The sequence below is a fragment of the Aestuariivirga sp. genome (assembly GCF_044238155.1).
GTDB lineage: Bacteria > Pseudomonadota > Alphaproteobacteria > Rhizobiales > Aestuariivirgaceae > Aestuariivirga.
Genome location: NZ_JBIIDX010000091.1, coordinates 1 through 14,636, shown reverse-complemented (window position 1 = coordinate 14,636; position 14,636 = coordinate 1). Strand labels below are relative to the sequence as shown.

The following is a 14,636-nucleotide window of genomic DNA, read 5'->3' as shown; positions in this document are numbered from 1 at the left end:
TCATCATCAAGCTCGACTGGCTCATCTCCAATGGTCAGATCGGCGACGTGATGGCAGTCCAGCAGGGCTTCTTCAAGGACGCCGGGCTCGATGTCGAGTTCAACCCCGGTGGCCCCAACTCCGCCACCGTTCCGCCTGTCGTTTCCGGTGAGGCCACGCTTGGCCAGTTCTCGGAATCAACCCAGCTGGTTGCGGCACGGGCGTCGGGCGTGCCGGTCAAGATTCTCGCCTGCGGCTTCCGCACCGGGCCCTATGCACTTGCCTCGCTGCCCAAGGCGCCGGTCCGCTCGGCTGCTGACATGATCGGCAAGAAGATCGGAATCCAGCCTACGGCACGGGTGGTGATCGACGCGGTGATCGCCAAGAACAATCTCGATCCTTCGCAGATCACCATCGTCAACGTCGGCTTCGACAAGGCTCCGCTGGAGCGTGGCGAAGTTGATGCCATCGGCGGCTGGGTGACCAATACCCAGGCGCTTTCCGTTCTGGGCCCAGACCGCATCGACCTCCTGGTCAGCGACATGGGGCTGCCATCCTATGCGAATGTTTACTTCGCCACTGATGAGGCGATCGAGAAGAATGCCGATATCCTCGCCAAGTTCATCGGCGCTGCCTCCAGGGGCTGGGCCTGGACAAAGGAGAATCCGCAGGAAGCCGTCAAGAAGCTGGTTGAAGCCCATCCTGACAACAGCCTCGAATGGGAGCTCAAGACCATCGATCTCATCATGAAGCTGAGCTTCGATGCTGCGACCGCGCAGAATGGCTGGGGAACCTTCGATCCCGCAAAGATCGAGGAGCAGATCGCCATGTTCGATGCGCTGAAGCAGTATGAGCAGGGCAGGCCCAAGCTCGAGGACGTCTATACGACGAAGATCCTCGACATGACGAAGGACGTGCGTCCGAAGATCTGACCGAGTGATGCCAGAGCAGCGCCACAGCCCCGCCATCTCGGCGCGGGGGCTTAGTCTTGGCTACCGGGGTCTCTCGGGGCGGGCTGTGGCGGTGCTGCAGGATTTTGACCTCGATGTGCCGCAGGGTGACTTCATCACCATCATCGGGCCTTCAGGCTGCGGCAAGTCGACCTTTCTCCGGGCGGTCGCGGATCTTCTGCCGCCGCTGTCTGGAACGCTTAGCGTGCTCGGCAGTGCGGCGGAGGAGGCACGGCGGCGGCGGGATGTGTCCTTCGTGTTTCAGGACGCAACCCTGCTGCCGTGGCGGACCGCGCTGCAGAACGTGATGCTGCCCAATGACGTGGGACGGGCTCCGGCGCGGGAAGAGGCGCCCTCCGCCAAGGAGCTTCTCACCCTGATGGGGCTTTCGGGCCTCGAGCACCGGTATCCCGCGCAACTCTCCGGCGGACAGCGGCAGAGGGTGGCGATTGCCCGTGCCCTGATCTCGCAGCCCCGCATTCTGCTGATGGACGAACCCTTCGGCGCACTCGATGAAATCACCCGCGACCGGCTCAATGACGAATTGCTGAAGCTGTGGAGGCGGACAGGTACGACGATTCTGTTCGTCACGCATTCCATCATGGAAGCGGCCTATCTGGGCCAGCGGGTGATGGTGCTTGCTGCCAATCCCGGCCGCCTCCATGCGGTTCACGACATGGAGGCGCTCAAGTCCGGGGGCGACTTGCGGCGTGAGGATCCGCGCCTTGTCGAAACCATGGCCAGCCTGCGCCGCGAGCTTGAAAAATGCTGATGGCCGCATGAGACAGGACGTTCCGCAGCCTCTGAACGGCATTCTTGCAGTGGCGGGTGCGCTGTCCGTCATCGTGGCATGGCAGTTCCTGCTGCCGCTCGCGGGCGTTCCGTCCTACATCCTGCCCACGCCGCTCGAGATCTCACGGATCTTTGCCAAGGAAGGCCCGCTGCTGTGGAGCAATTTCTGGCCAACCGTGCATGAGGCCGTGATGGGCTTTCTGCTCGGCAATGGCGTGGCGATCGTCCTGGCTGTGATCTTCATCTTCAACCGCTATCTGCAGGCGGCCTATTTCCCGGTGATCCTGTTTTTCAATACCATTCCCATTCTCGCCCTTGCGCCGGTGATCGTGCTGATCTTCGGGCTCGGCGTGATGCCGAAGATCATCATCGCGGCAGTCATCTGTTTCTTCCCGACACTGGTCAACATGTTGCGCGGGCTCGACTCGCCTAGCGCCAACGAGCTCGAACTGTTTCGCGTGCTCTCAGCGTCACGCCTGGAAACGCTCTGGAAGCTGCGGCTGCCGCGGGCCATGCCTTTCCTCTTCGCGTCGCTGCGCATTGCATCCGCAACCGCCGTCATTGGCGCCGTGGTGGGCGAATGGATCGGTTCCGACAAGGGGCTTGGCGCCATGATCATCCAGGCCACCTTCAACTATCAGTCAGGCAGGCTCTATGCTGCGATCACCCTGTGCTCGCTGCTGGCGATCGTGCTGTTCCTGATCGTCGTCTCGGTCGAGAGGCTGGTGCTGCGGTACGAGCGGCACTGATCCGACTGGCGGGACTGTTCAGGGCCCCCGGCGGCGCATGCAGTCGCGGTAGGCGCGGTCATAGAGCGTCCTCCACTGGCTGTTGGAGCGCAGCATGCCTGCACCGCCTCCGATCAGCGCACCACGCGCTGCGTTGCGCGAGACATTGCTGTTGCGACCAACTGCACTGCCAACGCCCGCGCCCAGCAGTGCGCCGCCTGCCGTGGTGCGCCGGAAGTTCCGGTCGGCATAGCGCTCAGCCTGCTCCGAACAGGACCGGCTGGTTGGCGCCTGGTTTCTTGACTGCGCTTCGGCCTCGCTGGTGAAAGTCATGTATCCGCTGAAGGCAAAAACTGCGAGCACTGCTGCAATCGACAAGATCTTTGGTATTGGCATGAATATCACTCCGGTTGGATTGGTGGGGGGGATGGGAACTCACGCCGCCTCATGAGCGGTTGCGCGGCAACAGAAGCGTGAAACCGAATCGCGCGCCCCAGCCCTCGGGGCCAATGTCCTCGGGAGCGTCGACCCAGTAGCGAACGCCGCCGAAGATGCTGACAGGCACTTTGCCTCCCACCTTCACGAGCTTCGACACGACGACATTGATCGGAACGCTCCAGGTGTCGCGATCCCAGTCATAGGTGCTTTCGGAGTTGACCGCGAAAGTCCAGGCGTTGGGGGTGGTGTAGCTGATGAAGGGCTGCAAATACGCTGCATTGATTTCTTCATCCTGATCTCCCGCCACCGACCAGATCTGATTGGCCAGTATGCCAACAGTCCAGCCCTTGCCCTGCCACAGGCCGACGGCAGTGGGGCCCACGCCCCAGGTATCGAGTCCGAGAAGTTCTTCGGTGTGAGTCGGCACAAGAAAGATAGGCCCTGCGCCCCACAGGATTCCGTGGCTGGGCGTGCTGGGGGAAAAGAACAGGCTCTGGCGCGTGTTGCCAAAGCCGAACTGGGTACCCGCGCCTGGAAAGACACTATCCTGCCAGGTGATGGGCAGAATGGTACGGGAGATCAGGTTCCAGTCTTGATTGAGCGTGAAGGGAATGACCGGCTGGAAATTCACGAACAGCTTCTCGCCGTCCTCCTCCGGACCGATGTTGCCGTCATAGTTGCCCTGGAAAGGAACACTGATGAGATTTGCTATCGGGTTTGCGAGCTGAGTGGCAAGGGCGGCCTCTTCCTCGTTGGCGGCGGCCGGCGCGGGCGCAGCCACCAACAACATCAGAGCCAGCGCCGGAAGCTGCAGCAGTCCTGTCAGCTGGGGCGTGGTGTCCATCGCTCTACTCGGCGATGACATGGCCCGGTTCCGCCTCATAGGCATCCGCCGGTGCTGTGGTCGCAGCACCCGTCCGGGCTTTGGTGCCGGGCATGATTTCAAAGCGAGGATCGAATTCCACCATGGCTGCTGCCAGCTTGCCGAGGATGCTGATATCGCCATCGGCTTTGGCGGTGCCGTCCTTGAGCTGGTCCTCGAGTTTCTTCACTCCCATCATGGTGAGCTCGAGATCGGCACGGTTGATGGTCAGGGTCAGGTCCGGCGTCTGGGCCTCGAAGCCCTGGATATTGGTGAGCGTGGCATTCGCAAGCTCCACGATGAATCTCTCGCCATTGTCTGGCGTCACCAAATTCATGACGAAGCTCAGGCCCTCGACCTTGCGGCTGTCCATCTTGATTGCCAGGAAGTTCAGGAACAGCTCGGTAGACATGGCGCGGATCACATCGGGGCTGCTGGAGCTCGCTGCCGCGCCCTGCGGAATTCCTGATCTCAGCTCATAGGCAGCAGCGAGGAAGCTGTTGCGCAGTCCCGGATTCTCCTGCTGGTAGCCCAACTGCTCGAAAATGTCGGCGAGCAGGTCCTTGGCGGCCTCGTTCTGCGGCTCGGCCTGAACGAGCTTGTTGACGATCTCCATCGCAAGAGCATATTTGCCCTCGTTGAACAGTGCCTGGCCACGGGCGATGATCCTTGCCTGGCTTCCCATCATCTCGACGTAGAGCGGTGCCGACTCCTCGGGCGAGAGCGGCACGAGAGTTGCGGGGTTGCAGTCCCAGAAGCCGAGGAACCGCTGCACCACGCCGCGCGCATTGTGCTCCGGCGATCCGTGATAACCACGGCAATGCCACTTCTGCAGGATCGACTCTGGCAAACGATAGACGTTATGGATCTGGTTGATGGTGACGCCCTGGTTGGCCAGATGCAGCACCTGATTGTTCATGTGGGCGTAGAGATCGCGCTGGTCGCGCAGCACTTCCTGAATGCGGGCATTGCCCCAGCGTGGCCAGTGGTGCGAGGCGAACAACACCTCCGCCTCGAGACCGAAGCGGTACAGCGCCTCGGCAATATATTTCGACCAGCGCAGCGAATCGCGCACCTGGGCGCCGCGCAAGGTGTAGATGTTGTGCAGCGTGGCGGTGACGTTCTCTGCCATCCACAGGGCCTTCATGTCCGGGAAATAGGTGTTCATCTCGCGCGGGGCTTCGGTGTTGGGCGTGTTCTGGAAGATCATCCGGACGCCGTCGACCTCGAACTCCTCGAGCGGCTCCGAGACCAGCCGGTTGGGCGCGATGAGCCCAGTCGCGCCAGCCGAGATCTTGTGCCCCAGCCCCTGGGTGACGAAACCATGCTGTGACACCGGCAGCAGCAGGCCGTACTGATAGAACAGGCGGCGGTTCATGGCGTTTCCGGCGAAGACATTTTCGGAAATGGTGAAGTCCATGAAGTCGACGGGTGCTATGACCTGCACCTTGCCCGACGCCACGTCTTCGTCCTTGATGTCAAGGCCGCGCACACCGCCCCAGTGATCGCCGTGGGTGTGGGAGTAGATGACCGCGGTGATCGGCCGGTCTTCGCCAACCTTTTCCTGGAACAGCTTCACCGCGGCGCGCACCACTTCGGCCGACACCAGCGGGTCGAACACGATCCAGCCGGTCTTGCCGCGCACGAAGGTGATGTCCGAAAGGTCGGCGCCGCGCACCTGATAGATGCCGGGGATCACTTCATAGAGGCCGTAATTGTTGTTGAGCCTGGCGATGCGGAGCATCGAGGGGTGGATGCTGTCGAATTCGCGGTCTTCCTCGAGGAACTGGAAACGCTCCATGTCCCAGGCGACATGGCCGGCATCGGCCATGATCTTGAGATCCGGCATGGGCGCGATGAAGCCCTTTTTCTGTTCGTCAAAATCTCGCTGGTCGGCGAAGGGGAGATTGGTGGCCGATGTTCGGATTGCCTCGAGAGTGAAGGGGGAGGGGGCCTTTCCCTTGGGATGGAAGTGCTCCGCAAGCGGGGCAGGGCCATTTGCCGCGCGGGCCGCACTGCCCTCCAACAGGGCGCTGCCTGCCACGGCGAAGGCCGCTCCCGTGGCGGGGATCGCAGCCAAAACATCTCTCCGGCTTGCCATGACGCACTCTCCATGCCGAATGGGTCAGAAAGCCGAATGCTAGAGGGCCGGAACTTGCAGCAGTACTAAGCCGAAGCTGTATTGCTGAAATGATTCAACTTGCGCTTGATAAAGTCTGACATCTTTTGGTCAAGTTTTCGGTATAGGAATAAAAACAGATACCGGGATTGAGGGAGATACAGACATGATTCGTTTTGCTGCCGCCGTCGTGTTGCTGGTTGTCAGTCTCAGCGTGCCGGCGCTCGCCAACGGGACGGATGCCTTCCGGGCGCAGGGCAATGAACCGTTCTGGTCACTCAGCATGGGCGAGGGCGAATTGACCTTCCGTCCCATGGATGGCGAAGCGGTGACCCTGAAACCCGTTCCACAGCCACGCGTCGACGGCCAGTCCAATATCTATGATGGCGGACAGGGCGATGGCGCTCTCACAGTGACCATAGCCGCGAAACTCTGTACCGACAGCATGACAGGCATGCCATTCCCGCGGACGGTGATGGTGGTGCGCGGTGGCAAGACCTTCAGCGGTTGTGGTGGCGAGCCGGTCTCGCTGCTCCGCGGCGAATGGCAGGTCACGGAGATTGCCGGCAGGCCGGTGATCGCGGAGGCTGTGCCGACAGTGACATTCGGGGGGGATGGCAAGATCAGCGGCCTGGCTTCCTGTAACCGCTTCTTCGGTGGTTACAGCCTGACCGGCGAAGGTTTGGCGGTGGGCCAGCTCGGTTCGACAAAGATGCTGTGCGAGCCCGTGGTGATGGACCAGGAGCAAGTGGTCCTGAGCCTGCTTGAGACGGCCGGCGGTTTTGCCCTTGATGAGCAGGGCCAGCTCACGCTGCGCTCGGGTGATGGCCGGACGCTGACCGCCCGGCCCCTCAGGCAATAAAGCCATGTCAGGGGCGGAGGCTGGCTGACCGGCGAGTTCCGCCAGTCGGGCTTTCAAATCTGGCGCCGGTTCTCTAAACCCTCCCGTAAGCCAGGGGTCTGTTGCAGTCTGGCCGAGAAGTCCGCGGGGTAGGGGCAGAATGACATCCTTTCGCAAGATCCTGATCGCCAATCGTGGCGAGATTGCCATCCGCGTGATGCGGGCGGCGACCGAACTCGGAAAGAAGACGGTGGCGGTCTATGCCGAGGAGGACAAGCTTTCGCTGCACCGGTTCAAGGCGGATGAAGCCTATCGGATCGGTGAGGGGATGGGGCCGGTTGCGGCCTATCTCTCGATCCCCGAGATCATCAGGGTGGCGAAGGCCTGCGGAGCAGATGCCATCCACCCGGGCTACGGGCTGCTGTCGGAGAATCCGGCTTTCGTTGAAGCCTGCGTGGCAGCGGGCATCACCTTCATCGGACCCAAGGCCGAGACCATGCGGGCGCTGGGTGACAAGGCGAGCGCCAGGCGTGTGGCGATCGCCGCCGGTGTGCCGGTCATTCCGGCCACCGAGGTTCTTGGCGACGACATGGCGGCCATTGCCAGGCAGGCGGAGGCTATCGGCTATCCGCTGATGCTCAAGGCGAGCTGGGGTGGCGGCGGGCGCGGCATGCGGCCGATCAGCAGACCGGACGAGCTCGAGGCCAAGGTGCTGGAGGGCCGCCGCGAGGCGCAATCCGCCTTCGGCAATGGCGAGGGCTATCTCGAGAAGATGATCGAGCGGGCGCGCCACGTCGAGGTGCAGATCCTTGGCGACAAGTATGGTTCCATCTACCACCTCTATGAGCGTGACTGCACGGTACAGCGGCGGAACCAGAAGGTGGTGGAGAGGGCGCCTGCGCCCTATCTCGATGCCGCCCAGCGCGCCGAGATCTGCGAGCTTGGCCGCCGTATCTGTGCGCATGTCGGCTATGAATGCGCGGGAACCGTCGAGTTCCTGATGGACATGGATACCGGGCGTTTCTACTTCATCGAGGTGAACCCGCGTGTCCAGGTCGAGCACACGGTGACCGAGCAGGTGACAGGCATCGACATCGTGCGCGCGCAGATCCTGATCGCCGAGGGAAAGACGCTCGCCGAGGCAACGGGCGTTGCACGCCAGGAAGATGTGCGCCTGTATGGCCATGCGCTGCAGTGCCGCGTCACCACTGAAGACCCGCAGAACAACTTCATCCCCGACTATGGCCGCATCACTGCCTATCGTTCGGCCACCGGCATGGGCATCAGACTTGACGGCGGCACCGCCTATGCGGGTGCCGTCATCACCCGATTCTACGATTCGCTCTTGGTGAAAGTCACTGCCTGGGCGCAGACGCCGGACCAGGCGATCGCCCGCATGAGCCGCGCCTTGTCCGAGTTCCGCGTGCGTGGCGTGGCGACCAACATTGCCTTCGTCGAGAACCTGCTGAAGCACCCAAAATTCCTGGACAACAGCTGCACGACGAAGTTCATCGACACCACACCTGAACTTTTCGAGTTCAAGAAGCGCCGCGACCGCGCAACCAAGATCCTGACCTATATCGCCGACATCGCAGTGAATGGACACCCGGAAACTGCAGGGCGGCCGAAGCCAGCTGCGTCCGGACGGGAGCTCGTGGCGCCAAGCCTGAAGGGTGCGCCGCAGCCCGGAACGCGCGACCTGCTGCTGGCGAAAGGCCCGAAAGCCGTGGCTGACTGGATGCTGGCCGAGAAGCGGCTGCTCATCACCGACACCACCATGCGCGACGGTCACCAGTCGCTGCTTGCAACTCGGATGCGCTCGATCGACATGATCCGCGTGGCGCCTGCCTATGCGGCAAATCTCCCGGGCCTGTTCAGTGTCGAGTGCTGGGGCGGCGCCACCTTCGACGTGGCCTACCGCTTCCTGCAGGAATGCCCCTGGCAGCGCCTGCGCGACCTGCGCGAGCGCATGCCGAACCTGATGCTGCAAATGCTGCTCCGGGGTGCCAATGGAGTTGGCTATACGACCTACCCTGACAATGTGGTGAAAGCCTTCGTGGCCCAGGCCGCGAAAAGCGGCATCGATGTGTTCCGTGTCTTCGACAGCCTGAACTGGGTTGAGAACATGCGGGTTGCGATGGATGCCGTGCTTGAGCAGGAGCGCGTCTGCGAAGCGGCGATCTGCTATACGGGCGATATTCTTGATCCCAGGCGCGCAAAGTATGATCTCAAATACTATGTCGGCATGGCCAAGGCCCTGAGAGCGGCCGGTGCGCATGTCATCGGCCTGAAGGACATGGCTGGATTGCTGAAGCCTGGTGCAGCGCGACTCCTGGTGAAGGCGCTAAAGGAAGAGGTTGGCCTGCCCGTCCATTTCCATACCCATGATACCAGCGGAATTGCCGCGGCGAGCATTCTGGCCGCCGCCGAGGCGGGTGCAGATGCGATTGATGCCGCGATGGATGCCTTTTCGGGCGGCACATCGCAGCCCTGTCTTGGCTCGATCGTCGAGGCCTTTGCCCACACCGAGCGCGACACCGGACTGGATGCCGCTGCGATCCGTGCGATTTCCAATTACTGGGAAGGAGTGCGCCACCAGTATGCAGCCTTCGAGAGCGGCCTCGAGGCTCCCGCCTCCGAAGTCTATCTGCACGAGATGCCAGGCGGGCAGTTCACCAATCTCAAGGCGCAGGCCCGCAGCATGGGCCTTGAACCGCGCTGGCACGAGGTGGCGCAGGCCTATGCCGATGCCAACCAGATGTTCGGCGACATCGTGAAAGTGACGCCATCATCGAAGGTGGTGGGCGACATGGCGCTGATGATGGTGGCGCAGGGGCTGACGCGCATGCAGATCGAGGATCTGGCGGTTGACGTTGCCTTTCCGGATTCGGTTGTCGACATGCTGAGGGGCAATCTTGGCCAGCCGCCGGGTGGCTGGCCCGCAGCATTGCAGAAGAAGGCACTGAAGGGAGAGGCGCCGATCACCGTGAGGCCCGGGTCGCTGGTGCCGCCGGTCGATCTCGAGGAGACCCGACTCAAGCTTTCAAAGGACCTGAACGGGCGCTACGTCGATGACGAGGACCTCAACGGCTATCTGATGTATCCCAAGGTCTTTCTCGACTACATGGGCCGCCACCGCATCTATGGACCGGTGCGCACGTTGCCGACCCCGGTCTTCTTCTATGGCATGCAGCCGGGCGAGGAGATCTCTGTCGAGATCGATCCTGGCAAGACACTGGAGATCCGCCTGCAGGCAGTGGGTGAGACGACCGAGGAGGGCGATGTCAAGGTCTTCTTTGAATTGAACGGCCAGCCGCGCGTCATCCGCGTGCCCAACCGTGCGGCGAAGGCCAAGGCGCCAGTGCGGGCGAAAGCCGAAGATGGCAACGCCGCCCATGTTGGCGCACCGATGCCGGGGGCGATTGCGGCAGTTGCAGTTGCCGCGGGGCAGAAGGTTGCGGCGGGTGATCTCCTGTTTACCATCGAGGCGATGAAGATGGAGATGGGGCTGCGTGCCGAACGCGCTGCGACCATCAAGGCCATTCACGTTCATCCCGGTTCGCAGGTCGAGGCGAAGGACCTGCTGCTGGAATTTGCATAGTCCGGATAGCCCGAGGAACATCTGACATGTGGATTGCGCTGGTTTCGGGCTTCCTGACCGGGCTCAGCCTGATCGTTGCGATCGGGGCACAGAATGCCTTCGTGCTGCGCCAGGGCATCAGGGGCGAGCATGTGGCGATCGTGGTAGCGATCTGTGCACTGTCGGATGCGCTGCTGATTGCAGCAGGCGTTGGCGGCTTCGGGCGCCTGCTGCGGCTGGTGCCGTGGCTTGCCGATGCCATGCGCTGGGCGGGTGCGGCCTTTCTTTTCTTCTACGGGGCATTGCGCTTCCGCGCCGCCTGGCGCGGTGGGGCAGCGCTGCTGCCGGCAGAGGCGGGCACGGTGCCCGCCGCGCAGGTCATCGCCACCTGCCTGATCATCACCTGGGCCAATCCGCATGTCTATCTCGACACGGTGGTATTGCTGGGTTCGATCTCGGCACAATATGCACCGCATACCACCCTGTTCGGGATCGGTGCGGCGCTGGGGTCGGTCGCTTTCTTCAGCACACTGGGCTTCGGGGCCAGGTTTCTGGCGCCGGTGTTTGCCAGGCCGAGGGCCTGGGTGGTTCTGGAGAGCGTGATCGGCCTCACAATGTGGTCGATTGCGCTGACGCTGATCCTGACCGTGTGAGGGTGGTTCGGGTTGCTGTGATGGTGGTTCCCGTTTATTCCTTCAATCCGGGACGCAGGCATCAGTTCCCCGCCGCTGACGGCGGCACCAGCACGAATTTGCCGACGTGCTCCTTCCGCATGAAGGCGCGCTGGGCATCGGCAATCCGGGCCAGCGGATAAATGCCAGCCACCAGTGGCCTGATGCGACCCTGCTCGATCAGGCTGATGAGCCGTGGGAACACCGGCTCGTCCCAGGCGGTGCAGCCGATGAAGGTCAGGTCCTTGAGATAAAAGTCTCGCATGTCGAACTGAACGATCGGACCACCGATGGCTCCGGACGACACAAGCCGGCCGCCGCGTTTCAGCAGTCTGGGCATCGTACCAAAGCCGGTCCCGGCGACATTGTCGACTGCGAGGTCGATGCTGCTTTCCCCCAGAGCGTCTATCAGATCCTCGCTGGTGTTGAGTGCGAGATCGCAGCCCAGAGCCTTCACCGCATTGTGCTTGGCGGCGCTGGTCAGGCCGATGATCCGGGCGCCGCGGCATTTCGCAAGCTGGACCGCAGCCGAACCCACGCCGCCCGAGGCGCCGGTGATCAGCACCGTTTCGCCAGCACCCAGCCGGGCGCGGTTCAGCATATTCTCGGCCGAGCCATAGGCACACGGGATGGTGGCGAGTTCGATGTCGCTCCAGCCACAGGACACGGGGAAGACTTCGCTGGCCGGAACCTTCACGTATTCGGCGAAGGCGCCATCGAAATCAGACGCCATCCAGATGGTCTCGAGACTTCCGAAGCCCGATCTGCGCATGCAGGGCCGGACCAGAACGCGCTTGCCGATGAGCGGCGCACCGGCGCTGCAACCTGCCTCGACCACGTGGCCGCAGCAGTCCGTGCCCTGGATGAAGGGAAATGGGGTGGGCTTGTCCCAGCCGCCATCTGCCTTGTGGCGGGCCTCGCGCTCCTCGGTGGCAGCAGCGCCAGCCGTGTCCGCCGTAACACTGTTCGAATACCAGCCAAGCCGCGTATTGATCTCGGTGTTGTTGACGCCTGCGGCGGCGACGCGGATCAGCACCTCCTGCGGTGCCGGAACGGGTATGGGTACATCGCGGTAGACGAGCCTGTCGTAGCCGCCATTGCCTGTGGTCACCACGGCCTTCATGAGTCTCGTGTGGCCCGTTGTGTCGAAGCGGTCGGGCGCCATGGCGGCTCTCAGGCGGGCGTGGCGGCGCTGGGCCGCATGTGTTCAGCCGCGAGCCGGACAGGAAAGCGCGCCCGGATCTGCTCATCGACGTGGCGCGGCACATGACCGGGGAAGTGAGTGCCCAATATGCCGGCGAGCTTGCGGTTTGCGCGGTCCACCAGTTGCGGCCGGCCCTTCTCGTCCCACTCCTTGGGCGAGGTGCGGTCGCCCAGCAGGGGATAGAGATATTCCTTCTGCATGCGGGCCAGCGTCTGGGTGCTGCCAAGGAAATGATTGGGCCCTTCGAGGCAGGTTTCGCGGATTGCCTCAACCGACAGGGCCTCGTCGTTCACGTCGATGCCGCGCACGGTGCGCTGGGTGGCGCCGATGATGTCATTGTCGATCACCAGCTGCTCCATGCTGAAGCCGAGAAGGCTGGCGACCATGCCGGCCGACTCATAGAGAAGGTTGGCGCCGGCATTGGCAACGAGCGCATGGTTGTAGGCCTTCTCGTAGCCGGACTGGATGTCGGGCAGCTTCGAATCGGTCATGCCGGAGGGAACGCCCGAGGTGAGGTCATAGAAATGGACGATCTGCGCGGCTGCGGCTGACAGCAACGCCTGCTCCGGACTGCCGCCCGACATGGCGCCGGTGCGCAGGTCGGAGACGAAGCAGAAGGGGCCCATGATGGCGGGTGCGCCCTTGCGGACCGCGTTGACGTAAACGAGCCCGGCGAGGCATTCGGCGATTTCCTGAACGAGCGAGCCTGCGATGGCCGCGGGCGAGGTGGCGCCTGCCTGGCCTGCCGAGACCAGGAACACCGGCATGCCGGCCTTGACCGCCACCTCAAGGCAGCGGCAGGCCTCGGGGGCAAAGCGCAAGGGTGGCACGACGAAGCAGTTGGACTGGCTGACGAAGGGCCGCTCGCGCCACTCCGCCTCCGACCCGGCGATGAGATGCAGCATGTCGAGCGAGGTTGGCATGTCATCCGGGTTGCCCCAGCTGGTGCCAACATGCTTGGCGGTTCCCATGACCGCGGCATAGCAGGTGTTGAAGTCCATCTCGAAGGGCAGTGCGATATCGCGACAGACCACCGAGCGCTGAAAGAAATGCACATGCTCCAGCGCGTCAACGGTGCGGGCAATGTCGTAGAGATCGCGCACTGTCGAGTCGCGGTAGTTGCCGGTTGCGGCATCGACCATGTTGACCGCCGCACCGGCGGTGCCGAAATAGACTTTCTGGCCCCAGGGCTCCAGATCATGGCGCGGATCCTGGCCGCAGAGCACGAAGTGGCGCCCGGCGCCCGCAATCACATCCTCGACGAGGGCGCGCGGGAAGGTGATGCGGCCATTGCCGTTGAGGCTTGCACCCGCAGCGGTGAGAAGCTCGACGCCGCTCGGCGGCGCGTCGGCCATGCCGATCTCGGCCAGCACATCAAGTGCGGCAGCGTGGATGCGCGGCACGTCAGCCGCCTGAAGTGGTGCATATCTGCCCCCGGTCATGCCGGGCCACACGGGGCGCAGTTCGGGAGGCAGGGCGGCAGCCCTGGCGGCGGTCCGGGCTTCCCGGCCGAGACGACGCGTCGTGGACATGGCTGCTCTCCCTTTGAACCCCTGCGGAAAAGCTTAGAGCAAGTGACAATGCGGTGAAAACCGCTTTTGCCCGGCCGGATGGCGCAAGTTTCTCATCGCAGGTGAATTTCTGTCCGCAGCCTCAGCCGGCGCGGCCGGCGGCACCCAGGCTGCGCAAGACTTGGCGGGCCTTTTCCACCAGCGGCGCTTCGGTTGGCTGAAGAAGGCGGATGCGGTCGAATTCGGCGGGGCTGGCCTGCAGGCTGTCGCGCAGGGCCTGACCGAAGATCTGGCGCAGCTCGGTTCCGATGTTGAACTTGGCAACCAGCCCGGAGCGGGCGAGGCTGGCGCGCTGGGCCTCCGGAACACCGGACCCGCCATGGATGACGAGCGGTACCTTGCCGTGTGAGGCGGCGCGTAGTGCCGACAGGGCCGGTGCATCGAGTGGCGTCGTGGCTTCTCTCTGCAGATGGACATTGCCTGCAGCCACGGCCATGGCGTCAATTCCCGCCTCCTCGGAAAAGCGCGCGGCCTCCGCGGGGTCGGTGCTGCGCGAGGCTGCACCGCCCGCATAGCCGACAAAACCGATCTCGCCCTCGCAGGAGACGCCTGACTGATGAGCCAGGCGGGCGATGGCTGCGGTGGTGCGGATATTGTCCTCGAGTGGCAGAGCAGAGCCGTCATACATGACGGAGGTGAAGCCCTCGGCGATGGCGGCTTCGATTTCCTCCACCGAGCGCCCATGATCGAGATGAAGCACGACCGGCACGGACACGCTGTCCGCCAGATGACGGAACATGGCAGCGATGACGGCAAGCGGCGTGTGGGCGCGGCAGCCGGGGCCGGCCTGCAGGATGACAGGAGCGCCTTCGGCTTCCGCCGCCGTGACGAAGGCGCGCGAATCCTCCCAGCCGAGGCAGACGAAGCCCGGCACGGCATAGCCATGCGCGCTGGCGGGCCG

At 63.3% G+C, this 14,636-nt stretch carries 12 protein-coding genes; 6 read left to right on the top strand and 6 right to left on the bottom strand.

Going from position 1 to position 14,636, the window contains the following annotated elements:
* The 3 genes from ACILRN_RS10630 to ACILRN_RS10620 all read left to right on the top strand — a co-directional run.
* Positions 1–911 (top strand): ABC transporter substrate-binding protein (locus tag ACILRN_RS10630; RefSeq protein WP_395688113.1); only part of this gene is annotated, 911 nt, incomplete at its 5' end.
* 7 nt (positions 912–918) lie between these two features.
* Complete coding sequence (locus tag ACILRN_RS10625; protein ID WP_395688111.1) at positions 919–1,701, top strand: ABC transporter ATP-binding protein; 783 nt, start codon at positions 919–921, stop codon at positions 1,699–1,701.
* A 7-nt stretch (positions 1,702–1,708) separates the two neighbouring features.
* Positions 1,709–2,470 (top strand): ABC transporter permease, encoded by a 762-nt coding sequence (locus tag ACILRN_RS10620; RefSeq protein WP_395688109.1) that lies wholly within the window; start codon positions 1,709–1,711, stop codon positions 2,468–2,470.
* Between the two features lie 18 nt (positions 2,471–2,488).
* Here ACILRN_RS10620 and ACILRN_RS10615 read toward each other — a convergent pair whose 3' ends face one another.
* Genes ACILRN_RS10615 through ACILRN_RS10605 form a run of 3 tightly spaced genes read right to left on the bottom strand, consistent with a single transcriptional unit; the run spans position 2,489 to position 5,850 of the window.
* Positions 2,489–2,845, bottom strand: a complete 357-nt coding sequence (locus tag ACILRN_RS10615; protein WP_395688107.1) for a YMGG-like glycine zipper-containing protein — start codon at positions 2,843–2,845, stop codon at positions 2,489–2,491.
* A 49-nt stretch (positions 2,846–2,894) separates the two neighbouring features.
* A complete protein-coding gene (locus tag ACILRN_RS10610; RefSeq protein ID WP_395688105.1) occupies positions 2,895–3,752 on the bottom strand; it encodes a transporter in 858 nt (285 codons plus the stop codon).
* A complete protein-coding gene (locus ACILRN_RS10605) occupies positions 3,736–5,850 on the bottom strand; it encodes an alkyl/aryl-sulfatase (protein WP_395688103.1) in 2,115 nt (704 codons plus the stop codon). Before ACILRN_RS10605 ends, ACILRN_RS10610 begins: the two co-directional genes overlap by 17 nt.
* A gap of 184 nt (positions 5,851–6,034) precedes the next feature.
* Between ACILRN_RS10605 and ACILRN_RS10600 the strand changes: the two genes are divergently transcribed.
* From ACILRN_RS10600 to ACILRN_RS10590, 3 genes are all read left to right on the top strand, one after another.
* The gene (locus ACILRN_RS10600) at positions 6,035–6,730 is read left to right on the top strand and encodes an META domain-containing protein (RefSeq protein WP_395688102.1); all 696 of its coding nucleotides are present in this window, start codon (positions 6,035–6,037) and stop codon (positions 6,728–6,730) included.
* A 139-nt stretch (positions 6,731–6,869) separates the two neighbouring features.
* The gene (locus tag ACILRN_RS10595) at positions 6,870–10,310 is read left to right on the top strand and encodes a pyruvate carboxylase (RefSeq protein ID WP_395688100.1); all 3,441 of its coding nucleotides are present in this window, start codon (positions 6,870–6,872) and stop codon (positions 10,308–10,310) included.
* A 26-nt stretch (positions 10,311–10,336) separates the two neighbouring features.
* Positions 10,337–10,942 (top strand): LysE/ArgO family amino acid transporter, encoded by a 606-nt coding sequence (locus ACILRN_RS10590; RefSeq protein WP_395688099.1) that lies wholly within the window; start codon positions 10,337–10,339, stop codon positions 10,940–10,942.
* A 61-nt stretch (positions 10,943–11,003) separates the two neighbouring features.
* Here ACILRN_RS10590 and ACILRN_RS10585 read toward each other — a convergent pair whose 3' ends face one another.
* From ACILRN_RS10585 to ACILRN_RS10575, 3 genes are all read right to left on the bottom strand, one after another.
* On the bottom strand, positions 11,004–12,125 hold the full coding sequence (locus ACILRN_RS10585) for an alcohol dehydrogenase family protein (protein ID WP_395688097.1): 1,122 nt from the start codon (positions 12,123–12,125) through the stop codon (positions 11,004–11,006).
* 8 nt (positions 12,126–12,133) lie between these two features.
* Complete coding sequence (locus ACILRN_RS10580; protein ID WP_395688095.1) at positions 12,134–13,696, bottom strand: trimethylamine methyltransferase family protein; 1,563 nt, start codon at positions 13,694–13,696, stop codon at positions 12,134–12,136.
* A gap of 121 nt (positions 13,697–13,817) precedes the next feature.
* A partial coding sequence (locus tag ACILRN_RS10575; protein WP_395688093.1) for a class II fructose-bisphosphate aldolase occupies positions 13,818–14,636 on the bottom strand: 819 nt, incomplete at its 5' end.